Below are 21706 nucleotides of genomic sequence, written 5' to 3' on the forward strand. Positions count from 1 at the left end.
CGGCCGGGTGGGCGCCGCCTGGCACGCACGCTCGCCGCGTTGCCGAAACGCCCTAGTAGCTCCGCTACGAGGACGCTCCGGCGCCTTGCGATCGCACGCACCAGACGACGCCCACTGATCCGGCCGGGGTGATGACACAGGCTCTGGCCCCGCACCGGACGGTGCGGGGCCCTTGTCGCGCACGGCCTGATCTCTAGGCGACCGCGGGCCGGTACAGGTCCGCGGGGAGCTGCGAGGCCGCCGCGTCGTCGAGCAGCCACAGCGTGCGCGAACGGCCGTAGGCGCCGGCCGCGGGGGCCTGCACCTCGCCCGCCCCGGACAGGGCGATGGCCGCGGCCCCCGCCTTGTCCTCGCCCGCCGCGAGCAGCCACACCTCGCGTGCCGCCCGGATCGCCGGGAGCGTGAGCGTGACGCGGGTCGGCGGGGGCTTCGGCGCGCCGTGCACACCGACCACCGTGCGCTCCGTCTCGCGTACGGCGGGCAGCTCGGGGAAGAGCGAGGCGACGTGGGTGTCCGGGCCGACGCCGAGCATCAGGACGTCGAACGTCGGCACCGGGCCGTGGTCGTCCGGGCTCGCCGCGGCGGCGAGTTCGGCGGCGTAGGCCTCGGCCGCGGCGTCCACCTCGTAGGGGCCGTCGGACGCGGGCATCGGGTGCACCCGGGCCGGGTTGAGCGGCACCGCGTCGAGCAGCGCCGCACGGGCCTGGGTGTAGTTGCGCTCCGGGTCGCCGTCCGGCAGGAAGCGCTCGTCCCCCCACCACAGGTCCAGGCGCGACCAGTCGATCGCGTCCTTCGCCGCGGACGAACTCAGCGCCGCCAGAAGGCCGTTGCCGTTGCGGCCGCCGGTGAGGACCACCGACGCGTAGCCGCGGGCGGCCTGCGCGTCGACGATCTTCGTGATCAGGCGGGCCGCCGCGGCCTGCGCCATCAGCTCCTTGTCGCGGTGGACGACGAGCTGCGGAGTCGCGCTCATTTCGCCGCCGCCTTCTTGGCCGGGGCCTTCTTGGCCGGGGCCTTCTTCGCCGGCGCCTTCTTCGGCTCAGCCGCCTTCTCCGGCTCGGTCGCCGCCTCCGCGGGCTCGGGCGCGTCCTTCGCGTCCTCGGCGGGCTTCAACGGCTCCGACGAGGGCTCGCCGAGCCGCTCCACGCCGTACTTCAGCGCGGAGGCGTAGGTGTCGTCCGGGTCGAGGCGGCGCAGCTCCTCCGCGATCAGCTCGGCCGTCTCGCGGCGCTTGAGGGCCACCGCGCGGTCGGGCTGCCCCTGGATGGAGAGCGTGGCGAGCGAGCCGTCGGCGCGGTCGAGCACGATGGGACCGCAGTCGGTCTCCATGCGTACGCCGGTCAGGCCGGGGCCCGCCGACAGCGAGCGCTTCACCGGGACGTCGAGCCGGTCCGCGAGCCACATGCCGAGCAGCTCGCAGCTGGGGTTGAACTCCTCGCCCTCCACCTGCACCGACGTGACCTTGCAGGTGACCTGGTCCAGGGCCGCGGCGAGCATGGAGCGCCACGGGGTGATGCGGGTCCAGGACAGGTCCGTGTCGCCGGGGTGGTAGGCCTCGGCGCGGGCGGTCAGCTCGTGGATCGGCTGCTCGGCCGCGTAGGTGTCCGTGACGCGGCGCTGGGCCAGCGCGCCGAGCGGGTCGTTGGACGGGTCGAGCGGGGCGTTCACCGGCCACCAGACGACCACGGGGGCGTCGGGGAGCAGCAGCGGCAGGACGACCGACTGGGCGTGGTTGATGACCTCGCCGTACAGCCGCAGGACCACCGTCTCGCCGGTGCCCGCCTCGACGCCCACCCGTACCTCGGCGTCCAGGCGCGAGGTCGTGCGGTCGCGGGGCGAGCGGGCGGCGCGCTTGATGACCACGAGCGTGCGCGAGGGGTGCTCGCGCGACGCGTCGTTGGCCGCCTTCAGGGAGTCGTACGCGTTCTCCTCGTCGGTGACGATGACGAGGGTGAGGACCATGCCGACGGCCGGGGTGCCGATCGCGCGGCGGCCCTTCACCAGCGCCTTGTTGATCTTGCTGGACGTGGTGTCCGTAAGGTCGATCTTCATGGCCGACGCCAGCTCCGTCCGTCTCGTGCGAGCATCTCGTCCGCCTCGGTCGGGCCCCAGGTGCCGGCCGGGTACTGCGCGGGCTTGCCGTGCTTGTCCCAGTACTCCTCGATCGGGTCGAGGATGTTCCAGGACAGCTCGACCTCCTCCGTGCGCGGGAAGAGGTTGGCGTCGCCGAGCAGGACGTCGAGGATCAGACGCTCGTACGCCTCCGGGCTCGACTCGGTGAAGGACTCGCCGTACGCGAAGTCCATCGAGACGTCCCGGATCTCCATGGAGGTGCCGGGCACCTTGGAGCCGAACCGGACCGTGATGCCCTCGTCGGGCTGGACGCGGATGACGATCGCGTTCTGCCCCAGCTCCTCGGTCGCGGTGTGGTCGAAGGGGGAGTGGGGGGCGCGCTGGAAGACCACCGCGATCTCCGTCACCCGTCGGCCGAGCCGCTTGCCGGTGCGCAGGTAGAAGGGGACGCCCGCCCAGCGGCGGTTGTCCACTCCCAGCTTGATGGCGGCGTAGGTGTCGGTCTTCGACTTGGGGTCGATGCCCTCTTCCTGGAGGTAGCCGACGGCCTTCTCGCCGCCCTGCCACCCCGCGGAGTACTGGCCGCGGACCGTGCTCCTGCCGAGGTCCTTCGGCAGCCGGACGGCGCCGAGCACCTTCGCCTTCTCGGCGACCAGCGCGTCCGCGTCGAAGGAGGCGGGCTCCTCCATGGCGGTGAGGGCCATCAGCTGGAGCAGGTGGTTCTGGATGACGTCGCGGGCGGCGCCGATGCCGTCGTAGTAGCCGGCGCGGCCGCCGATGCCGATGTCCTCGGCCATCGTGATCTGCACGTGGTCGACGTACGACCGGTTCCAGATCGGCTCGAACATCTGGTTGGCGAAGCGGAGCGCCAGGATGTTCTGGACGGTCTCCTTGCCGAGGTAGTGGTCGATCCGGAACACCTGGTCCGGGGCGAACACCTCGTGCACGATCGCGTTCAGTTCCTGGGCGGAGGCCAGGTTGTGCCCGAACGGCTTCTCGATGACCGCGCGGCGCCAGGAGCCCTCGGGGGCGTCCGCCAGCTCGTGCTTCTTGAGCTGCTGGACGACCTGCGGGAAGAACTTGGGGGGCACCGAGAGGTAGAAGGCGAAGTTGCCGCCCGTGCCCTGCGCCTTGTCCAGCTCCTGGATGGTGGCCTTGAGCTGCTCGAACGCGGTGTCGTCGTCGAAGTTGCCCTGGACGAAGCGCATCCCCTGGATGAGCTGCTGCCAGACCTCCTCGCGGAACGGAGTGCGCGAGTGCTGCTTGACCGCGTCATGCACGACCTGGGCGAAGTCCTCGTCCTCCCAGTCGCGACGGGCGAAACCAATAAGGGAAAAGCCCGGCGGCAACAGACCTCGGTTCGCGAGGTCGTACACGGCGGGCATCAGCTTTTTACGGGACAAATCGCCCGTGACGCCAAAAATGACCAGGCCCGACGGCCCCGCGATACGCGGGAGCCGTCGGTCTGCGGCGTCACGCAGCGGATTGCTGCTTGACAAAGTGGTCAGCCCTTCGAAGGAGCGAGGCGCTTCAGCTCGGCCTCGGTCGACTTGAGCAGGTCGTTCCAGGAGGCCTCGAACTTCTCGACGCCCTCGTCCTCCAGGAGCTGCACGACCTCGTCGTACGAGATGCCGAGCTTCTCCACCGCGGCGATCTCGGCACGGGCCTCGTCATAGGTGCCCGCGATGGTGTTGCCGGTGATCGAACCGTGGTCGCCGGCGGCTTCCAGGGTCGCCTCCGGCATCGTGTTCACCGTGTTGGGCGCGACCAGCTCGTCGACGTACAGGGTGTCCTTGTACGCCGGGTCCTTGACGCCGGTCGAGGCCCACAGCGGACGCTGCTTGTTGGCCTGCGCCTTGTCGAGCGCGGCCCAGCGGTCGCTGGAGAAGACCTCCTCGTACGCCTCGTAGGCGAGCCGGGCGTTGGCCAGCGCGGCCTTGCCCTTGAGGGACTTGGCCTCGTCCGTGCCGATGCCGTCCAGGCGCTTGTCGATCTCGGTGTCCACGCGGGACACGAAGAAGGACGCCACCGAGTGGATCTTGGAGAGGTCCAGGCCGCGCTCCTTGGCCTTCTCCAGACCCGCCACGTACGCGTCCATGACCAGGCGGTAGCGCTCCAGCGAGAAGATCAGCGTCACGTTGACGCTGATGCCGAGGCCGATGACCTCGGTGATCGCCGGGAGGCCCGCCTCGGTGGCCGGGATCTTGATGAGCGTGTTCGGGCGGTCCACCAGCCACGCGAGCTGCTTGGCCTCGGCGACCGTGGCCTTGGTGTTGTGCGCCAGGCGCGGGTCGACCTCGATCGACACGCGGCCGTCCTGGCCGCCCGTCGCGTCGAAGACCGGGCGCAGGATGTCGGCGGCGTCACGGACGTCCGCCGTCGTGATCATGCGGATGGCCTCTTCGACCGTGACCTCGCGGGCGGCGAGGTCGGAGAGCTGCTGGTCGTAACCGTCGCCCTGCGAGATGGCCTTCTGGAAGATCGACGGGTTGGTCGTGACGCCCACGACGTGCTGCTGGTCGATCAGTTCGGCGAGGTTGCCGGACGTGATCCGCTTGCGCGACAGGTCGTCCAGCCAGATCGCGACGCCTTCTTCGGAGAGGCGCTTGAGTGCGTCTGTCATGGAATTACATCTCCTACTTGGTCGTGTACGAGCGTCAGCGCTGGGCTGCGGCGATCGATTCCCGGGCGGCCTGGGCGACCGCGTCGGCGGTGAACCCGAACTCGCGGAACAGCACCTTGGCGTCCGCCGAGGCACCGAAGTGCTCCAGCGAGACGATGCGTCCGGCGTCGCCCACGAAACGGTGCCAGGTCAGGCCGATGCCCGCCTCGACCGCCACGCGCGCCTTCACGGACGGCGGCAGCACGCTGTCGCGGTACCCCTGGTCCTGCTCCTCGAACCACTCGACCGACGGCATCGAGACGACCCGCGTCGCCACGCCCGCGGCCTGGAGCTGCTCGCGCGCCTCGACGGCGAGCTGCACCTCGGAGCCGGTGCCGATGAGGATGACCTCCGGAGCGCCGCCTTCGGCCTCGAACAGGACGTAACCGCCCTTGGCGGCGTCCTCGTTGCGCTCGTAGGTCGGAACGCCCTGGCGGGTCAGCGCGAGGCCGTGCGGGGCGCCCTTGCCGAACTCCTTGGTGTAGCGCTTGAGGATCTCGCGCCAGGCGATGGCGGTCTCGTTCGCGTCGGCCGGACGGACCACGTTCAGGCCCGGGATGGCGCGCAGCGAGGCCAGGTGCTCGACCGGCTGGTGCGTGGGGCCGTCCTCGCCCAGGCCGACCGAGTCGTGCGTCCACACGTACGTCACCGGGAGGTGCATCAGCGCGGACAGGCGTACGGCGTTGCGCATGTAGTCGGAGAACACCAGGAAGGTGCCGCCGTAGATGCGGGTGTTGCCGTGCAGCGCGATGCCGTTCATCTCCGCGGCCATGGAGTGCTCGCGGATGCCGAAGTGGATCGTGCGGCCGTACGGGTCGGCCTCCGGGAGCGGGTTGCCCGCGGGGAGGAACGACGACGTCTTGTCGATCGTCGTGTTGTTCGAGCCCGCGAGGTCGGCGGAGCCGCCCCACAGCTCGGGGATGACCGCGCCGAGCGCCTGGAGGACCTTGCCGGACGCGGCGCGCGTGGCGACGCCCTTGCCCGTCTCGAAGACCGGGAGCTGCTCCTCCCAGCCCTTGGGCAGCTCGCCCGCGGCGATGCGGTCGAAGGTGGCGGCGCGCTCGCCGTCGGCGGTGCGCCAGGCGGCGAAGCCCTTCTCCCACTCGGCCTTGGCCTGGCGGCCGCGGTCGAGGGCCTTGCGGGTGTGCGCGATGACCTCGTCGGAGACCTCGAAGGTCTGCTCGGGGTCGAAGCCGAGGACGCGCTTGGTGGCGGCCACCTCCTCGTCGCCGAGCGCCGAGCCGTGGGCGGCCTCGGTGTTCTGCGCGTTCGGGGCGGGCCAGGCGATGATCGAGCGCATCGCGATGAAGGACGGCTTGTCCGTGACGGCCTTGGCCCGCTGGATCGCGTCGAAGAGCGCCCGCGGGTCGAGGTCGCCGTCCTCCTTGGGCTCCACGCGCTGCACGTGCCAGCCGTAGGCCTCGTACCGCTTCATGGTGTCCTCGGAGATCGCGGTCTCCGTGTCGCCCTCGATCGAGATGTGGTTGTCGTCCCACAGCAGGATCAGATTGCCGAGCTTCTGGTGCCCGGCCAGCGACGAGGCCTCGCCGGAGATGCCCTCCTGGAGGCAGCCGTCACCGGCGATGGCGTAGATGAAGTGGTCGAACGGCGACTCGCCGGCCGGGGCCTTGGGGTCGAACAGGCCGCGCTCGTAGCGGGCGGCCATCGCCATGCCCACGGCGTTGGCGACACCCTGGCCCAGCGGGCCCGTCGTCGTCTCCACGCCCGTCGTGTGCCCGTACTCCGGGTGGCCCGGCGTCTTCGAGCCCCAGGTGCGGAAGGCCTTCAGATCATCCAGCTCCAGACCGAAACCGGCCAGGTAGAGCTGGATGTAGAGAGTCAGGGACGAGTGGCCCGCGGAGAGGACGAAACGGTCACGACCGGTCCAGTCCGCGTCCGCCGGGTCATGGCGCATCACCTTCTGGAAAAGGGTGTACGCGGCAGGCGCGAGGCTCATGGCCGTACCGGGATGGCCGTTGCCGACCTTCTGTACGGAATCCATGGCCAGGACGCGAGCGGTATCAACGGCCCGCTGGTCCAGTTCGGTCCACTCGAGGTCTGTGGTGGTCGGCTTGGTGCTCACCCTGAGTCAGGGCTCCTCTCCACATGTCGAATGCCGGCGATGTGAATCCCACCGGCCGTTGTCGAGCCTACCGCTGCCGGAACGTGCATTTTTTCGAGTCATTCCAGACTGCCGGGACAAGCCGGGATACGCCTCCTGAAAGGAATGCGCGGCGATTCGCCATGTGAATAAGGAACCGCTCATTTGTCCGCTCAAAGGTCGTTCGGCATCGCTCATGTGTCCGCCCCCGGGTCCCCCCGAAGAACGGCCCGTACCGCGCACGTGGCGGCCCGCCCGATGGGCGGTACCCCTCTTACCCGTGCTCAACACGACCCCACCCCCGCGAAGGGCGAAGTATGGGCAACGTCTACAGTGGCGTGGTACGCGCGAGCCTTTACCGGATCTTCATGTCCGACGGTGCTGGTCGGCTCGCTGGGATGTCTCTGTCAGGGGTGTGCGTGACGGCCGTTGAATCCCGTCCAGCGGGGGTTTCCGGGACGGACCTTAGCCCGAGCCATCGGCCGTTCGGGGCCCGTGTCAAGGCGTTCGTGGCGCTGACGAAGCCGCGGATCATCGAACTCCTCCTCATCACCACCGTTCCGGTGATGTTCCTCGCCGAGCAGGGCGTGCCGGACCTGTGGCTGGTCCTCGTGACCTGCGTGGGCGGCTACCTCTCCGCGGGCGGCGCCAACGCGCTCAACATGTACATCGACCGCGACATCGACGCCCTGATGGACCGGACGTCGCAGCGGCCGCTGGTCACCGGCATGGTGAGCCCGCGCGAATGCCTCGTGTTCGGCATCACCCTCGGGGTCGTCTCCACGCTGCTCTTCGGCCTCGCCGTCAACTGGCTCTCCGCCTGGCTCTCGCTCGGCGCGCTGCTCTTCTACGTGGTCGTCTACACGATGATCCTGAAGCGGCGCACCTCGCAGAACATCGTCTGGGGCGGCATCGCGGGCTGCCTGCCGGTCCTCATCGGCTGGTCCTCGGTGACCAACTCCCTGTCGTGGGCGCCGGTCATCCTCTTCCTCGTCATGTTCTTCTGGACGCCGCCGCACTACTGGCCGCTCTCCATGAAGGTCAAGGAGGACTACGCGCGCGTGGGCGTGCCGATGCTGCCGGTCATCGCCTCCAACAAGGTGGTCGCCCGGCAGATCGTCCTCTACAGCTGGGTCATGGTCGCCGTCTCCCTGCTGCTCCAGCCGCTCGGCTACACCGGCTGGTTCTACACCGCGGTGGCGCTGGTGACCGGCGGCTGGTGGCTGTGGGAGGCGCACGGCCTACAGAACCGCGCCAAGGCGGAGGCGACGGGCGGCAAGCTCAAGGAGATGCGGCTCTTCCACTGGTCCATCACCTATGTCTCGCTGCTCTTCGTCGCCGTGGCGGTGGACCCCTTCCTGCGCTAGGCGCTCCGCTGGGGGGACGGGTGCCGGTGCGGGTCTGGGCTCGAACGCGCAGTTCCCCCGCGCCCCTGACGGGGCGCGTGGGCGACGCCACTTCGAGTGGCTGTCGACCAGGTGGCTACCCGTCGGTAGCATCCTCGGCATGGCAGAGACTCAGCAGGTGGACGACAGCAAGAAGGCCGCTCGCTCGGAGCGGAAGGCGGCTCGGCTCGCCAAGGAGATCGGCGCCTTCGCCCGCGAGCACGGCGGGGCCGAGGGGCAGATCGCGTACATCGGCCAGAAGGGTGCCCGCATCGTCCTCGTCGGTGAGGACGGCGGCTGGGGCGACCTGGTCGCGCCCGACCACGCCGTCGCCGTCAGCGCCGTCGAGAAGGCCGGGATCACCGTCCACGACGACTTCGACGGCGACTTCGCCGCGAAGGTGCGGACCGGGCCCTACGAGTGGACGCGCATGGCAGGGATCCAGATCGGCGGACCGAAGAACGACGCCGGAGGCAACACCTGACACCCGGGTCACCCGTTAGGACCGTAGGAGCAAGGTCCATTCAGCGGGAGCCCGCATGATCGAAACGCCGTCCCTGGTGGACCAGTACTGCCATGGCGTCCTCCGTACGGAGCTGGGCCTCGGCACCTTCGAGGCCCATCTCGGCCGGGGCGAGGGACCGCCCGCCCCCGGCACCACCTTCTTCGACACCCAGACCGGCTTCGCGGTGCGCCGCTGGTGCCCGCCCCTGCTCGGCGTCGAGCCGCACTGCCCGCCGGCCCGCTATCTGGCCCGCCGCCGCGAGCTGGGCGTCCTGGAGACGGGGCGGCGCCTGCTGAGGGGCAGCGGCATCACCACGTATCTCGTCGACACGGGGCTGCCAGGGGACCTGACGGGACCCGACGAGATGGCGTCCACCGGCGACGCCGAGGCCCGCGAGATCGTCCGCCTCGAACTGCTCGCCGAGCAGGTCGCGGACACCTCGGGCACCGCCGACTCCTTCCTCGCCAACCTCGCCGAGTCCGTGCACGCCGCGGCCGCGGGAGCCGTCGCCTTCACCTCGGTCGCGGGGGTGCGCCATCCGCTCGCCCTCGCGGGACGGCCACCGGGCCCCGGCGAGGTGCGGGGCGCGGTGGGGCGCTGGCTCGCGGGGCGGCAGGTGGGCGGGGCGCTCACCGACCCGGTGCTGCTGCGGCATCTGCTGTGGATCGCGGTGGCCTCGGGCAGGCCCCTGCAACTGCACGCGGGAGCGGGGGACCCGCAGACGTACTTCGGGGACTTCGCGCGGGCCACCGCGGGCCTCGGCACCGACCTGGTCCTGCTGCACGGCTACCCCTACCACCGCAGCGCCGCCCACCTCGCGGCCGTCTTCCCGCACGTCTACGCCGACCTCGGCCCCGCACTCGTACGCACCGGGGCGCGGGCGGCGGCCGTGCTCGCGGAGATCCTCGAACTCGCGCCCTTCGGCAAGCTGCTCTTCTCCAGCGGCGCGCACGGGCTGCCCGAACTGCACGTCGTGGGGGCGCACCTGTTCCGGGAGGCCCTCGGGCGGGTGCTCGGCACGTGGGTCGCGGACGGCGCCTGGTCGCTCACCGACGCGCAGCGCGTGGCGGGCCTGATCGCGGCGGGCAACGCCCGCCGCGTGTACGGGCTGTCAGACGGCGGAGAGCTGTGAGTCGTCCGCCTGCGCGGGCAGCTCGGTCGCGGGGTGCGGCCGCTCCCGCAGCGACAGCAGGACGCGCAGCACCGCGATCCACACCAGGCACGAGCCGAACATGTGCAGGCCGACCAGGATCTCCGGCAGGTCCGTGAAGTACTGGACGTAGCCGATGGCGCCCTGCGCGAGCAGGATCAGGAACAGGTCGCGGGTGCGGGCCAGCGGGCCGCGCGGCGCGTCGACCGCCTTGAGGACGAACCACAGGGCGAACGCCAGCGTCACCACGATCCAGGCGAGCACCGCGTGCAGCTTGGTGACGCCCTCCCAGTCCAGGCCGACCGGGTCGAGGTTCATCCGCGGCACGTCACTGGAGTCGCCCGCGTGCGGCCCCGCGCCGGTCACGACCGTGCCGACCGCGATCAGCAGCCCCGAGGCGGCCACCAGGAACCAGACGAGCTGCGCCACGGCCTTGCCGACCAGCGGGCGCGGCTCGGCGTCGCCCTCGCGCGAGCGCTGCCACATGACGGCGGCGACCGCGATCAGGGCGGAGGAGAGCAGGAAGTGCGCGGCGACCGTGTACGGGTTCAGGCCGACGAGTACGACGATGCCGCCGAGCACGGCGTTGCCCATGACCAGCCAGAACTGGGCCCAGCCGAGCCGGGTGAGGCTGCGCCGCATCGGCTTCTGCGAGCGGGCCGCGATGATCGCCCAGCCGACGGCCGCGCACAGCACGTACGTCAGCATGCGGTTGCCGAACTCGACGACGCCGTGGAAGCCCATCTCGCTGGTCGCGGTGAGGGAGTCCTGCGTGCACTTGGGCCAGGTCGGGCAGCCGAGGCCCGAGCCGGTCAGCCGCACGGCGCCGCCCGTCACCACGATGACGACGGTCATGGCCAGGGAGATGAAGGCCGCCCGCTGGACGGTCCGCTGGGTGGGGGTCCACCGCTCGGCGATGAAGGCGAGCGGGTTCCGCGCGGCTTGAGCGACGTCGGCTCGGGTCACGTTTGGCACGGGCCCCATCGTAGGGGGCCGCTTGTGCACGGCTTCACGAGGGGGACGTATCCGGCGTTCCGGCGGGGCGGCGCCGCTACTCCCAGCGGAAGAACCGCGCCGCCGCGCCGAGCCCGAGGACCGCCCACACGGCGAGGATCCCGAGGTCCGCCCACGGCATGCCCGCACCGTGCTGGAGCACATCGCGCAGCCCGTCCGAGAGCGCCGAGATGGGCAGCCGGCCGAGGACCGACTGGGCCGCGTCGGGGAACTTGTCGAGCGGCACGATCACCCCGCCGCCCATGAGCAGCAGCAGGAAGACGAGGTTCGCGGCGGCCAGGGTCGCCTCGGCCTTCAGGGTCCCCGCCATCAGCAGGCCGAGCCCGGAGAAGGCGGCCGTGCCGAGCACCAGGAGCAGGAGCACGGAGACGGGGTTGCCGTGCGGTGACCAGCCGAGGGCGAAGGCGATGGCCGTGAGCAGCACGATCTGGAGGACCTCGGTGACCAGCACGGAGAGGGTCTTCGCGGCCATCAGGCCCCAGCGGGGGAGCGGCGAGGCGCCGAGCCGCTTGAGCACGCCGTAGCGGCGCTCGAAGCCGGTCGCGATGGCCTGGCCGGTGAAGGCCGTCGACATCACCGCGAGCGCGAGGACGCCGGGCGCGAGGAAGTCCACGGCCTTGCCGTCGCCCGTGTCCACGATGTCGACCGCGCTGAACAGCACCAGCAGCAGGGTGGGAATCACCACCGTGAGGAGCAGCTGCTCGCCGTTGCGCAGCAGCATCTTGGTCTCCAGCGCGGCCTGCGCGGCGATCATGCGGGGGAGCGGGGCGGCGCCCGGCTTCGGCGTGTACGTACCGGCGGCGCTCATCCGCGCAGCTCCTTACCCGTCAGTTCCAGAAAAACGTCTTCCAGAGTGTGGCGTTCGACCGAGATCCGGTCCGGCATCACCCCGTGCTGGGCGCACCAGGAGGTGACGGTGGCGAGCAGCTGCGGGTCGACCGTGCCGCTGACGCGGTAGGCGCCGGGGGTCAGTTCCGCCGCCGCCGAGTCCGGCGGCAGCGCCTTGAGGAGCGAGCCGACGTCAAGCCCCGGACGGCCGGTGAAGCGCAGGGTGTTCTCGGCGCCGCCGCGGCACAGCGCGTCCGGGCTGCCCTGGGCGATGACCTTGCCCGCGTCGATGATCGCGACGTCGTCGGCGAGCTGCTCGGCCTCGTCCATGTGGTGCGTGGTGAGGATGACGGCGACCCCGTCGCGGCGCAGATCGCGTACGAGGTCCCAGGTGGCCCGGCGTGCCTGCGGGTCGAGGCCCGCGGTCGGCTCGTCCAGGAAGACCAGGTCGGGCCTGCCGACCACGGCCATCGCGAGCGCGAGCCGCTGCTGCTGGCCGCCGGACAGCCGCCGGTAGGTGGTGCGCCCGCAGCTGCCGAGCCCCAGCCGCTCGATGAGGTCGTTCACGTCCAGCGGGTCCGCGTGCAGCTTGGCGACGTGGCGCAGCATTTCGTCCGCGCGGGCACCGGAGTACACGCCGCCGGACTGGAGCATCACGCCGATGCGGGGCCGCAGCGCGTCGGCCTGGCGGACCGGGTCGAGGCCGAGGACGCGCACGGTGCCCGAGTCCGGCTTCCGGTAGCCCTCGCAGGTCTCGATCGTGGTGGTCTTGCCGGCGCCGTTGGGGCCGAGGACGGCGGTGATGCCCGCCCCGGCCGTCAGGTCGAGACCGTCGACCGCGGTCTTGTTTCCGTACCGCTTGACCAGACTCTCGATCTGGACGACGGGCTCGTTTCGCATGGTGAGCCAGTCTAGGGAGGGGCCGGGGGCGCCGGGTGGGCGGGGCGCGGTGATCGGCCCCCGCGAGGGGTCGCGGTGGGGCCCTCGGCCAGGCCCGCGGTCCGGCTCATGACCAGGGCGAAAACCCGGTCCGAGTGATCGTTTTCGCAGGTCAGCTTAGGTTTGCCTAAGTGATGCAGCGCACCACGCGGTGATCAAGGCGCGGGTTGTCAGGGTCTGAGGAATTACGCAACAATGGCGTTGTGAAAAACGTTGGCGAGGCTCCCCAGGAGGAACTCGCGACCGGAGAGCGCTCGACGCGCAACCGGGTCGCGCGCTCCATCCTGGACCACGGCCCCTCCACGGTCGCCGACCTCGCCGCGCGCCTCGGCCTGACCCAGGCCGCCGTGCGCCGGCACCTCGACACCCTCGCCCAGGAGAACGTCGTAGAGCCCCGTGAGCAGCGGATCTACGGCGCGCGTACGCGCGGGCGCCCCGCCAAGGTCTTCGCGCTCACCGACTGCGGCCGGGACGCCTTCGACCAGTCGTACGACAAGCTCGCCGCCGACGCCCTGCGCTGGATCAGCGAGCGGCACGGCGAGGGAGCGGTCGTCGAGTTCGCCCGCGACCGGATGGCCGCCCAAGCCGCGGCCTACCGGAAGACGATCGACGCGGCGCCCCCCGAGCAGCGCACCGAGGCTCTCGCGAAGGCGTTGACCGCCGACGGGTACGCTGCTACGGCGCGTAGCGCTCCGGTGGGCGAGCAGCTGTGCCAGCACCACTGCCCGGTCGCTCACGTCGCCGAGCAGTACCCACAACTGTGCGAGGCGGAGACGGAGATCTTCTCCGCCCTCCTCGGGACGCATGTCCAGCGGCTCGCCACCATCGCCCACGGCGACGGCGTCTGCACGACATTCATCCCCCGTAACGCCCCACAGTCTTCACAGACCACTGATCACGCATCCGCAAGCACGGCCGGGAGGAACCCCGCATGACGCTCCCCACGGAGACTGCCCACCCCGAACTCGAGGGTCTGGGCACGTACGAATACGGCTGGGCCGACTCCGACGCGGCCGGTGCCGCTGCCAAGCGCGGTCTGAGCGAGGACGTCGTCAAGGACATCTCGGCGAAGAAGTCCGAGCCGGAATGGATGACGAAGCTCCGCCTCAAGGGCCTGCGCCTCTTCGACAAGAAGCCCATGCCCAACTGGGGCTCGGACCTGTCGGGCATCGACTTCGACAACATCAAGTACTTCGTGCGCTCCACGGAGAAGCAGGCGGAGTCCTGGGAGGACCTGCCCGAGGACATCAAGAACACGTACGACAAGCTCGGCATCCCCGAGGCGGAGAAGCAGCGCCTCGTCGCCGGTGTCGCGGCCCAGTACGAGTCCGAGGTCGTCTACCACCAGATCCGCGAGGACCTGGAGGAGCAGGGCGTCATCTTCCTGGACACCGACACGGCGCTCAAGGAGCACCCGGAGCTGTTCAAGGAGTACTTCGGCACGGTCATCCCCGTCGGTGACAACAAGTTCGCGTCGCTGAACACCGCCGTATGGTCCGGCGGATCGTTCATCTACGTCCCCAAGGGCGTGCACGTCGAGATCCCGCTCCAGGCCTACTTCCGCATCAACACGGAGAACATGGGCCAGTTCGAGCGGACGCTGATCATCGTCGACGAGGACGCCTACGTCCACTACGTCGAGGGCTGCACCGCGCCGATCTACAAGTCGGACTCGCTGCACTCCGCCGTCGTCGAGATCATCGTGAAGAAGGGCGGCCGCTGCCGCTACACGACGATCCAGAACTGGTCGAACAACGTCTACAACCTGGTCACCAAGCGCGCCGTGGCGTACGAGGGCGCGACCATGGAGTGGATCGACGGCAACATCGGCTCCAAGGTGACGATGAAGTACCCCGCCGTCTACCTCATGGGCGAGCACGCCAAGGGCGAGACGCTGTCCATCGCCTTCGCGGGCGAGGGCCAGCACCAGGACGCCGGCTCCAAGATGGTCCACATGGCGCCGAACACCTCCTCCAACATCGTCTCCAAGTCGGTGGCGCGCGGCGGCGGTCGTACGTCGTACCGCGGCCTCGTCGAGATCGGTGAGGGCGCCGCCGGATCGAAGTCGAACGTGCTCTGCGACGCGCTGCTCGTCGACACGATCTCGCGCTCGGACACCTACCCCTACGTCGACGTCCGCGAGGACGACGTGTCGATGGGTCACGAGGCGACCGTCTCCAAGGTCTCCGACGACCAGCTCTTCTACCTGATGAGCCGCGGCATGACGGAGTTCGAGGCCATGGCGATGATCGTCCGCGGCTTCGTCGAGCCGATCGCCAAGGAGCTGCCGATGGAGTACGCCCTGGAGCTGAACCGGCTGATCGAGCTGCAAATGGAGGGTTCGGTCGGTTAAGACCGGCAACCGTCCCCGCAGCGACTGACTTCTTTTACGCAGAGAGAGAGCACGACGACAGCCATGGCTGAGGCTCAGAACATCCCGGTCGGGTCGACGACCGCCGGATCCATCGCGGTGGCCGCCGAGTCCACCGTCGCCACCCGTATGAGCGCGCCCCCGTCCTTCGACGTGGCGGACTTCCCGGTCCCCCACGGCCGCGAGGAGGAGTGGCGGTTCACGCCGCTGGAGCGGCTGCGCGGGCTGCACGACGGCAGCGCGGTGGCCGCGGGCGGCATCCGGGTCGAGGTGAGCGCCCCCGAGGGCGTCATCCAGGAGACCGTCGGGCGGGACGACGCGCGCGTCGGCAAGGCGGGCAAGCCCGTCGACCGCATCGCCGCGCAGGCCTACTCGTCCTTCGAGAAGGCCTCGGTCATCACCGTCCCCAAGGAGACGGTCCTGACTGAGCCGATCCGGATCGCTGTGCACGGCGAGGGCGGCACCGCCTTCGCCCACCAGGTGATCGAGCTGGGCGCGTTCGCCGAGGCCCTGGTCGTCATCGACCACACCGGTGACGCCGTGCTCGCCGCCAACGTCGACCTCGTGGTCGGCGACGGCGCCAAGCTCACCGTCGTCTCCGTCCAGGACTGGGACGACAAGGCGGTGCACGTCGCCCAGCACAACGCGCTGATCGGCCGCGACGCCTCCTTCAAGTCCGTCGTCGTCACCTTCGGCGGCGACCTGGTCCGCCTGCACCCGCGCGTCAGCTACGCGGGTCCCGGCGGCGAGGCCGAGCTGTTCGGCCTGTACGTCACCGACGCGGGCCAGCACCAGGAGCACCGCCTCCTGGTCGACCACAACACCCCGCACTGCAAGTCGAACGTCGTCTACAAGGGCGCGCTCCAGGGCGACAACGCCCACGCCGTGTGGATCGGTGACGTCCTCATCGAGGCCGCCGCCGAGGGCACCGACACCTACGAGATGAACCGCAACCTCGTACTGACCGACGGCGCCCGCGTGGACTCGGTACCGAACCTGGAGATCGAGACCGGCGAGATCGTCGGCGCCGGCCACGCCTCGGCAACCGGCCGCTTCGACGACGAGCAGCTCTTCTACCTCCAGTCGCGCGGTATCCCGGAGGACGAGGCCCGCCGCCTCGTCGTCCGCGGCTTCTTCGCCGAGCTGGTCCAGCAGATCGGTCTGCCGGACGTCGAGGAGCGCCTCATCGCCAAGATCGAAGAGGAGCTGGAGGCGACGGTCGCATGACCTTCGTACGCGTCTGCGGACTCGGTGAGCTGGAGGAGGACACCCCCAAGCGGGTGGAACTCGACGGCACGCCGGTCTCGGTCGTCCACACCGAGGGCGAGGTGTACGCGATCCACGACATCTGCTCGCACGCGAACGTCTCCCTCTCCGAGGGCGAGGTGGAGGACTGCCAGATCGAGTGCTGGCTGCACGGCTCCGCGTTCGACCTCCGTACCGGCAAGCCGTCCGGCCTTCCCGCGACGCGCCCCGTCCCCGTATACCCCGTAAAGATCGAAGGGGATGACGTGCTCGTCTCCCTTTCCCAGGAGTCCTGAGGCACCCATGGCAACGCTTGAAATCAAGGACCTGCACGTCACCGTCGAGGCCGACAACTCCACCAAGGAGATCCTCAAGGGCGTCGATCTGACCGTGAAGCAGGGCGAGACCCACGCCATCATGGGCCCGAACGGCTCCGGCAAGTCGACGCTCGCCTACTCCATCGCGGGTCACCCCAAGTACACGATCACGCAGGGCACCGTGACCCTCGACGGCGAGGACGTCCTGGAGATGTCCGTCGACGAGCGTGCCCGCGCCGGCATGTTCCTCGCCATGCAGTACCCGGTCGAGGTCCCCGGCGTCTCGGTCTCCAACTTCCTGCGCACGTCGGCGACGGCGATCCGCGGCGAGGCCCCCAAGCTGCGCACCTGGGTGAAGGAGGTCAAGTCCGCGATGGAGCAGCTCCAGATGGACCCGGCCTTCGCCGAGCGCAACGTGAACGAGGGCTTCTCCGGCGGTGAGAAGAAGCGCCACGAGATCCTCCAGATGGAGCTTCTCAAGCCGAAGATCGCGATCCTCGACGAGACGGACTCCGGTCTGGACGTCGACGCCCTGCGCCAGGTCTCGGACGGCGTCAACCGCGTCCGCGAGACCGGCGAGGTCGGCACCCTGCTGATCACGCACTACACGCGCATCCTGCGCTACATCAAGCCCGACTTCGTGCACGTCTTCGCCAACGGCCGCATCGCCGAGTCCGGCGGCGCCGAGCTGGCCGACAAGCTGGAGGCCGAGGGCTACGAGGCTTACACGAAGGGTGGCGCATCCGCGTGACACAGCTGCCGGGCCTCCTCGACACCGAGGCGATCCGCAAGGATTTCCCGATCCTGGACCGCACGATCCACGACGGCAAGAAGCTCGTGTACCTGGACAACGCGGCGACGTCCCAGACGCCGCGCCAGGTCCTCGACGTACTGAACGAGTACTACGAGCAGCACAACGCCAACGTCCACCGCGGCGTGCACGTCCTCGCCGAGGAGGCCACGGCGCTGTACGAGGGCGCCCGTGACAAGGTCGCGGCGTTCATCAACGCGCCCAGCCGCAACGAGGTGATCTTCACCAAGAACGCCTCGGAGTCGCTGAACCTCGTCGCCAACATGCTCGGCTGGGCCGACGAGCCCTACCGCGTGGACCACGAGACCGAGATAGTCATCACGGAGATGGAGCACCACTCCAACATCGTGCCGTGGCAGCTGCTGTCGCAGCGCACGGGCGCGAAGCTGAAGTGGTTCGGCCTCACCGACGACGGCCGCCTCGACCTCTCCAACATCGACGAGGTCATCACCGAGAAGACGAAGATCGTCTCCTTCGTGCTGGTGTCGAACATCCTGGGCACGCTCAACCCGGTCGAGGCCATCGTGCGCCGCGCCCAGGAGGTCGGCGCGCTCGTCCTGATCGACGCCTCGCAGGCCGCCCCGCACATGCCGCTCGACGTGCAGGCGCTCCAGGCCGACTTCGTGGCCTTCACCGGCCACAAGATGTGCGGCCCGACGGGTATCGGCGTGCTGTGGGGACGCCAGGAACTCCTGGAGGACCTCCCGCCCTTCCTCGGCGGCGGCGAGATGATCGAGACGGTGTCGATGCACTCCTCGACATACGCCCCGGCGCCGCACAAGTTCGAGGCGGGCACACCGCCGGTCTCCCAGGCCGTGGGCCTCGGCGCGGCGGTGGACTATCTGTCGGCCATCGGCATGGACAAGATCGCCGCCCACGAGCACGCGATCACCGAGTACGCGGTGAAGCGCCTCGGAGAGGTCACCGACCTGCGGATCATCGGCCCGGCGACGGCCGAGGACCGCGGCGCGGCGATCTCCTTCACGCTCGGCGACATCCACCCGCACGACGTGGGCCAGGTCCTCGACGAGCAGGGCATCGCGGTCCGCGTGGGCCACCACTGCGCGCGGCCCGTCTGCCTGCGGTACGGAATTCCTGCGACCACGCGAGCGTCGTTCTATCTGTACTCCACGCCCGGCGAGATCGACGCGCTCGTCGACGGCCTGGAGCACGTACGGAACTTCTTCGGCTGAGGGGCTGGCTGGGAACGTGAAGCTGGATTCGATGTACCAGGAAGTCATCCTGGACCACTACAAGCACCCGCACGGGCGTGGTCTGCGCGATGGCGACGCCGAGGTGCACCACGTCAACCCGACGTGCGGGGACGAGATCACCCTGCGCGTCAAGTACGACGGGTCGACGATCGCCGACGTGTCGTACGAGGGGCAGGGCTGCTCCATCAGCCAGGCCAGCGCGTCCGTCCTGAACGACCTGCTGGTCGGCAAGGAGCTGGCCGAGGCGCAGCGGATCCAGGAGGTCTTCCTGGAGCTGATGCAGTCCAAGGGCAAGCTGGAGCCCGACGACGCCATGGAGGAGGTCCTGGAGGACGCGGTCGCGTTCGCCGGGGTCTCCAAGTACCCCGCGCGCGTCAAGTGTGCTCTGCTGAGCTGGATGGCGTGGAAGGACGCGACGGCCCAGGCGCTGGGCGAGAACGACAGCGCCACTGACGCTGTCGCCGAGAGGAAGACCGCATGAGCGAGAACGAGACCCTGACCACGAAGCCGGCTTCCGAGGAAGAGGTCCGCGAGGCGCTGTACGACGTCGTCGACCCCGAGCTGGGCATCGACGTCGTCAACCTCGGCCTGATCTACGGCATCCACGTCGACGACGCCAACATCGCCACGATCGACATGACGCTGACGTCCGCGGCCTGCCCGCTGACCGACGTCATCGAGGACCAGGCGAAGTCCGCCACGGAGGGCATCGTCAACGAACTGCGGATCAACTGGGTCTGGATGCCGCCGTGGGGTCCGGACAAGATCACGGACGATGGGCGTGAGCAGCTGCGGGCGCTCGGGTTCAACGTCTGATCCCAGGCTCTGCCGTGCGCGAAGCCCCCTGGAGGACTCTCCGGGGGGCTTCGCCGTGTCACGACGCCGAGTGCAGCGCGTGCGCCAAGCCCTCCTTGCGGATGCGGCGGTCTATGTAGAGCAGGGCTGTCACCAGGGGGAGGAAGACCGTGGCGAGGAGTTGGGTGAGCAGGGTGCCTGCCAGGGCCAGGAGGGCGTAGAGGCCGAACTGGGAGCGGAGTTGGTCGAAGAGGATCTCTGCCGTGCCGCTGTCCGGGTTCACCGCGGGAGGCTCCGGGGCGGCGAACTGGAGGGGGAGGCGGAACGCCAGCGAGGCGATCACCACGATCACTCCGGCGAGCAGCGAGATGCCGAACGTGCGCCACCAGGCACCGCGTACGAGCCTCACGGAGCGGCGCAGCGCCGTGAAGGGGCCCGCGGTCTCCAGGACCGCCGCCGCCGGGGCGAAGGCGAACAGGACGTACAGCCAGGCCGACAGGGGGAGCACCAGGAGGAAGAGGAGGAAGACCAGACCGAAGGGGGCCGTCGAATCGGTCAGGACCGTCACGAAGAAGGCGACGATGAGCAGGGTGAACGCCGCGACCGGCAGCAGCAGGATGAGAGCGAGCAGCAGCGTCACGGCCGCCACTGATGGTGTGCGCGACCAGGCCTTGCGCCACACCGCCCGGAACGTCGTGGCGCGGCCGATGACCGCCTCGTGCAGGGTCGCCGCGCAGGCGGCCTGGATGAAGGAGTTGACGGCGAGGCTGCCCAGCAGGCCTGCCAGCCAGACGGCGGCGAAGGCCAGCAGCAGGGGGCGGCCGTGCTCCCAGGAGAAGGTGGCGTCCGGTGCGTACAGGGCCCGGAAGTCGTCGCGGGTGGCGCCGTACGCGAGGAGGAGCGCGCCCGTCATCACCAGGGCCAGCAGGCCGTACGCGGCGGCGGCCGTACCGAAGAGGGGCTTGGCGTAGCGCCGCATCGTGGCGAAGGCGCCGCCGAGTATTCCGTCGACGCCGAGCGGGGCGAGGGGGATGACGCCGGGCTTCGGCGGGGGAGGCGGCGGTGGGCCCCAGGGGTTCTGCCGCCAGTCGTAGGGGCCCCAGCCCGGCCCAGGCCCAGGCCCAGGCCCAGGCGTCGGCCCCGGCCCAGGCGTTGGCCCCGGCCCAGGCGTCGGTGCCGGTCCGTGAGTCGGCGGGCCCGTCTGCTGTCCGTGTGGTCCCCACCCCGATGTGTCCGGCATCGCCCTTGCGCTCCATGGTGTGCGTCGTTCGTTGTGTGCGTCGCTCGTTCTGTGGCCCCCACAGCGATCGCGTCACCCTATCCGGTGAGGGCCCACGCCTTTGCGTACGCCCGTACACAACGATGCGTACACTCGTACACATGGGATACGTACTGCTGGCCGCGGCCATCGCGGCGGAGGTGGCCGCCACCACGGCCATGAAGTTCAGCGAGGGATTCAGCAGACTGTGGCCCTCGTTGATCACGCTCACCGGGTATCTGATCGCCTTCACCCTGCTCGCGCAGACCCTCAAGACGCTCTCCGTGGGCACCGCGTACGCGATCTGGGCCGGCATCGGCACGGCCGCCGTCGCCGGCATCGGCATGCTGTTCCTCGGGGAGTCGGCCAGTCCGCTCAAGCTCGCGGGCATCGCGCTCGTGATCGTGGGCGTCGTCGTGCTCAATCTGGGCGGGGCCCACTGATGCCCCGCCGCTACGACCCCGAGCGCCGCCAGCGGATCATCGACGCCGCGCTCCGGGTGGTGGGGGAGAAGGGGATCGGCGGGCTCAGTCACCGCTCGGCCGCCGCCGAGGCCGATGTGCCGCTCGGCTCCACGACGTACCACTTCAAGACGCTCGACGAGCTGCTGGTCGCCGCGCTGCGGCAGGCGAACGAGGGCTTCGCCAAGATGGTGGCCGCAAGCGGCGCTTTCGAGGATCCGCGCGCCGACCTCGCCGCCGAGCTGGCGGGGCTGCTCGGCGACTGGCTCGCGGGAGAGCGCACGGGCGTCGAGCTGGAGTACGAGCTGTACCTCGCCGCCCTGCGCAGGCCCGTGCTGCGGCCCGTGGCCGCCGAGTGGTGCCAGGGCCTCACCGGCGTCCTGGCCCCGCGCACCGATCCGGTCACCGCGCGCGCCCTGGTCGCCCTGATGGACGGGATCTGCCTCCAGGTGCTGCTCACCGGCGGGACGTACGACGAGGCGTACGCGCGCGAGATGCTCGGTCGGCTGCTGCCGCCCGCGCACGGGCGGCCCGGAGCGTGAGACCGGTTCGCCCGCGCGAGGGCGCTCCGGTTAGG

General features: G+C 70.0%; 22 protein-coding genes. 13 read left to right on the forward strand and 9 right to left on the reverse strand.

The annotated features are described in order from the left end of the window. Positions 1 to 193: 193 nt before the first annotated feature. The 5 genes from pgl to tkt are packed head-to-tail and all read right to left on the reverse strand — an operon-like array spanning position 194 to position 6818. The gene (pgl, locus tag IG54_RS0117055; RefSeq protein ID WP_030784167.1) at positions 194 to 973 is read right to left on the reverse strand and encodes a 6-phosphogluconolactonase; all 780 of its coding nucleotides are present in this window, start codon (positions 971 to 973) and stop codon (positions 194 to 196) included. Further along, a complete protein-coding gene (opcA, locus tag IG54_RS0117060; protein ID WP_030784170.1) occupies positions 970 to 2052 on the reverse strand; it encodes a glucose-6-phosphate dehydrogenase assembly protein OpcA in 1083 nt (360 codons plus the stop codon). Before opcA ends, pgl begins: the two co-directional genes overlap by 4 nt. Then, positions 2049 to 3572, reverse strand: coding sequence for a glucose-6-phosphate dehydrogenase (gene zwf / locus IG54_RS0117065; protein ID WP_106977026.1), 1524 nt, complete (start codon positions 3570 to 3572; stop codon positions 2049 to 2051). The genes opcA and zwf overlap by 4 nt, the downstream gene beginning before the upstream one ends. A 5-nt stretch (positions 3573 to 3577) precedes the next feature. Continuing rightward, positions 3578 to 4696 carry a transaldolase gene (gene tal, locus IG54_RS0117070; protein ID WP_030784176.1) on the reverse strand — a complete coding sequence of 373 codons (1119 nt, stop codon included), beginning with the start codon at positions 4694 to 4696 and terminating at the stop codon, positions 3578 to 3580. A 34-nt stretch (positions 4697 to 4730) separates the two neighbouring features. After that, positions 4731 to 6818: a transketolase gene (gene tkt, locus IG54_RS0117075; RefSeq protein WP_030784179.1), complete on the reverse strand. Its 2088-nt coding sequence runs from the start codon at positions 6816 to 6818 to the stop codon at positions 4731 to 4733. Positions 6819 to 7249: 431 nt separating this feature from the next. Here tkt and IG54_RS0117080 point away from each other — a divergent pair, with 431 nt between their 5' ends. The 3 genes from IG54_RS0117080 to IG54_RS0117090 all read left to right on the forward strand — a co-directional run bounded on the left by IG54_RS0117080 (position 7250) and on the right by IG54_RS0117090 (position 9858). Continuing rightward, positions 7250 to 8203 (forward strand): heme o synthase, encoded by a 954-nt coding sequence (locus IG54_RS0117080; protein WP_078594187.1) that lies wholly within the window; start codon positions 7250 to 7252, stop codon positions 8201 to 8203. Positions 8204 to 8342: 139 nt separating this feature from the next. Continuing rightward, on the forward strand, positions 8343 to 8705 hold the full coding sequence (locus tag IG54_RS0117085) for a hypothetical protein (protein ID WP_030784185.1): 363 nt from the start codon (positions 8343 to 8345) through the stop codon (positions 8703 to 8705). A gap of 55 nt (positions 8706 to 8760) precedes the next feature. Then, positions 8761 to 9858, forward strand: coding sequence for an amidohydrolase family protein (locus tag IG54_RS0117090; protein WP_030784188.1), 1098 nt, complete (start codon positions 8761 to 8763; stop codon positions 9856 to 9858). Here the strand turns inward: IG54_RS0117090 and IG54_RS0117095 are convergent. The 3 genes from IG54_RS0117095 to IG54_RS0117105 form a co-directional block, all read right to left on the reverse strand. After that, complete coding sequence (locus IG54_RS0117095) at positions 9838 to 10860, reverse strand: COX15/CtaA family protein (RefSeq protein ID WP_051819557.1); 1023 nt, start codon at positions 10858 to 10860, stop codon at positions 9838 to 9840. The genes IG54_RS0117090 and IG54_RS0117095 overlap by 21 nt on opposite strands. A gap of 67 nt (positions 10861 to 10927) precedes the next feature. Further along, the gene (locus tag IG54_RS0117100; RefSeq protein ID WP_030784196.1) at positions 10928 to 11698 is read right to left on the reverse strand and encodes an ABC transporter permease; all 771 of its coding nucleotides are present in this window, start codon (positions 11696 to 11698) and stop codon (positions 10928 to 10930) included. Beyond that, complete coding sequence (locus tag IG54_RS0117105) at positions 11695 to 12618, reverse strand: ABC transporter ATP-binding protein (RefSeq protein ID WP_030784199.1); 924 nt, start codon at positions 12616 to 12618, stop codon at positions 11695 to 11697. Before IG54_RS0117105 ends, IG54_RS0117100 begins: the two co-directional genes overlap by 4 nt. Before the next feature lie 242 nt (positions 12619 to 12860). On the opposite strand from IG54_RS0117105, the gene IG54_RS0117110 reads away from it, so the two are divergent. The 8 genes from IG54_RS0117110 (at position 12861) to IG54_RS0117145 (ending at position 19431) form a co-directional block, all read left to right on the forward strand. Then, positions 12861 to 13592 carry a helix-turn-helix transcriptional regulator gene (locus IG54_RS0117110; protein WP_030784201.1) on the forward strand — a complete coding sequence of 244 codons (732 nt, stop codon included), beginning with the start codon at positions 12861 to 12863 and terminating at the stop codon, positions 13590 to 13592. Beyond that, complete coding sequence (sufB, locus tag IG54_RS0117115) at positions 13589 to 15010, forward strand: Fe-S cluster assembly protein SufB (protein ID WP_030784204.1); 1422 nt, start codon at positions 13589 to 13591, stop codon at positions 15008 to 15010. The genes IG54_RS0117110 and sufB overlap by 4 nt, the downstream gene beginning before the upstream one ends. A gap of 63 nt (positions 15011 to 15073) precedes the next feature. Then, complete coding sequence (gene sufD, locus IG54_RS0117120) at positions 15074 to 16255, forward strand: Fe-S cluster assembly protein SufD (protein ID WP_030784207.1); 1182 nt, start codon at positions 15074 to 15076, stop codon at positions 16253 to 16255. After that, positions 16252 to 16569: a bifunctional 3-phenylpropionate/cinnamic acid dioxygenase ferredoxin subunit gene (locus tag IG54_RS0117125; protein ID WP_030784210.1), complete on the forward strand. Its 318-nt coding sequence runs from the start codon at positions 16252 to 16254 to the stop codon at positions 16567 to 16569. The genes sufD and IG54_RS0117125 overlap by 4 nt, the downstream gene beginning before the upstream one ends. 7 nt (positions 16570 to 16576) lie before the next feature. Beyond that, entirely contained in the window at positions 16577 to 17341 is a 765-nt protein-coding gene (sufC, locus tag IG54_RS0117130) for a Fe-S cluster assembly ATPase SufC (protein ID WP_030784213.1), read from the forward strand. Then, complete coding sequence (locus IG54_RS0117135; protein WP_030784215.1) at positions 17338 to 18594, forward strand: cysteine desulfurase; 1257 nt, start codon at positions 17338 to 17340, stop codon at positions 18592 to 18594. Before sufC ends, IG54_RS0117135 begins: the two co-directional genes overlap by 4 nt. Positions 18595 to 18610: 16 nt before the next feature. Continuing rightward, positions 18611 to 19096 carry a Fe-S cluster assembly sulfur transfer protein SufU gene (sufU, locus tag IG54_RS0117140; RefSeq protein ID WP_030784218.1) on the forward strand — a complete coding sequence of 162 codons (486 nt, stop codon included), beginning with the start codon at positions 18611 to 18613 and terminating at the stop codon, positions 19094 to 19096. Next, a complete protein-coding gene (locus IG54_RS0117145) occupies positions 19093 to 19431 on the forward strand; it encodes a metal-sulfur cluster assembly factor (protein ID WP_030784222.1) in 339 nt (112 codons plus the stop codon). Before sufU ends, IG54_RS0117145 begins: the two co-directional genes overlap by 4 nt. A 58-nt stretch (positions 19432 to 19489) precedes the next feature. On the opposite strand, the gene IG54_RS0117150 is transcribed toward IG54_RS0117145, so the two are convergent. Next, entirely contained in the window at positions 19490 to 20389 is a 900-nt protein-coding gene (locus IG54_RS0117150) for a hypothetical protein (protein WP_051819559.1), read from the reverse strand. A 401-nt stretch (positions 20390 to 20790) separates the two neighbouring features. Here IG54_RS0117150 and IG54_RS0117155 point away from each other — a divergent pair, with 401 nt between their 5' ends. Continuing rightward, a complete protein-coding gene (locus IG54_RS0117155; RefSeq protein WP_030784230.1) occupies positions 20791 to 21111 on the forward strand; it encodes a DMT family transporter in 321 nt (106 codons plus the stop codon). Then, positions 21111 to 21671, forward strand: coding sequence for a TetR/AcrR family transcriptional regulator (locus IG54_RS0117160; protein ID WP_037897289.1), 561 nt, complete (start codon positions 21111 to 21113; stop codon positions 21669 to 21671). Before IG54_RS0117155 ends, IG54_RS0117160 begins: the two co-directional genes overlap by 1 nt. The last annotated feature ends 35 nt before the right edge of the window (positions 21672 to 21706 follow it).

This window comes from Streptomyces sp. NRRL S-920 (genome assembly GCF_000717945.1).
Taxonomy (GTDB): domain Bacteria; phylum Actinomycetota; class Actinomycetes; order Streptomycetales; family Streptomycetaceae; genus Streptomyces; species Streptomyces alboniger.

What these genes read in the sequence shown, in the direction of transcription:
- IG54_RS0117090 (WP_030784188.1), top strand. Translation starts at nt 8,761, where the DNA reads ATGATCGAAACGCCGTCCCTGGTGGACCAGTACTGCCATGGCGTCCTC.
- tal (WP_030784176.1), bottom strand. Translation starts at nt 4,696, where the DNA reads ATGACAGACGCACTCAAGCGCCTCTCCGAAGAAGGCGTCGCGATCTGG.
- IG54_RS0117155 (WP_030784230.1), top strand. Translation starts at nt 20,791, where the DNA reads ATGGGATACGTACTGCTGGCCGCGGCCATCGCGGCGGAGGTGGCCGCC.
- pgl (WP_030784167.1), bottom strand. Translation starts at nt 973, where the DNA reads ATGAGCGCGACTCCGCAGCTCGTCGTCCACCGCGACAAGGAGCTGATG.
- IG54_RS0117105 (WP_030784199.1), bottom strand. Translation starts at nt 12,618, where the DNA reads ATGCGAAACGAGCCCGTCGTCCAGATCGAGAGTCTGGTCAAGCGGTAC.
- IG54_RS0117100 (WP_030784196.1), bottom strand. Translation starts at nt 11,698, where the DNA reads ATGAGCGCCGCCGGTACGTACACGCCGAAGCCGGGCGCCGCCCCGCTC.
- opcA (WP_030784170.1), bottom strand. Translation starts at nt 2,052, where the DNA reads ATGAAGATCGACCTTACGGACACCACGTCCAGCAAGATCAACAAGGCG.
- IG54_RS0117125 (WP_030784210.1), top strand. Translation starts at nt 16,252, where the DNA reads ATGACCTTCGTACGCGTCTGCGGACTCGGTGAGCTGGAGGAGGACACC.
- IG54_RS0117095 (WP_051819557.1), bottom strand. Translation starts at nt 10,860, where the DNA reads ATGGGGCCCGTGCCAAACGTGACCCGAGCCGACGTCGCTCAAGCCGCG.
- IG54_RS0117150 (WP_051819559.1), bottom strand. Translation starts at nt 20,389, where the DNA reads ATGCGGCGCTACGCCAAGCCCCTCTTCGGTACGGCCGCCGCCGCGTAC.
- IG54_RS0117160 (WP_037897289.1), top strand. Translation starts at nt 21,111, where the DNA reads ATGCCCCGCCGCTACGACCCCGAGCGCCGCCAGCGGATCATCGACGCC.
- sufB (WP_030784204.1), top strand. Translation starts at nt 13,589, where the DNA reads ATGACGCTCCCCACGGAGACTGCCCACCCCGAACTCGAGGGTCTGGGC.
- IG54_RS0117085 (WP_030784185.1), top strand. Translation starts at nt 8,343, where the DNA reads ATGGCAGAGACTCAGCAGGTGGACGACAGCAAGAAGGCCGCTCGCTCG.
- sufD (WP_030784207.1), top strand. Translation starts at nt 15,074, where the DNA reads ATGGCTGAGGCTCAGAACATCCCGGTCGGGTCGACGACCGCCGGATCC.
- sufC (WP_030784213.1), top strand. Translation starts at nt 16,577, where the DNA reads ATGGCAACGCTTGAAATCAAGGACCTGCACGTCACCGTCGAGGCCGAC.
- IG54_RS0117145 (WP_030784222.1), top strand. Translation starts at nt 19,093, where the DNA reads ATGAGCGAGAACGAGACCCTGACCACGAAGCCGGCTTCCGAGGAAGAG.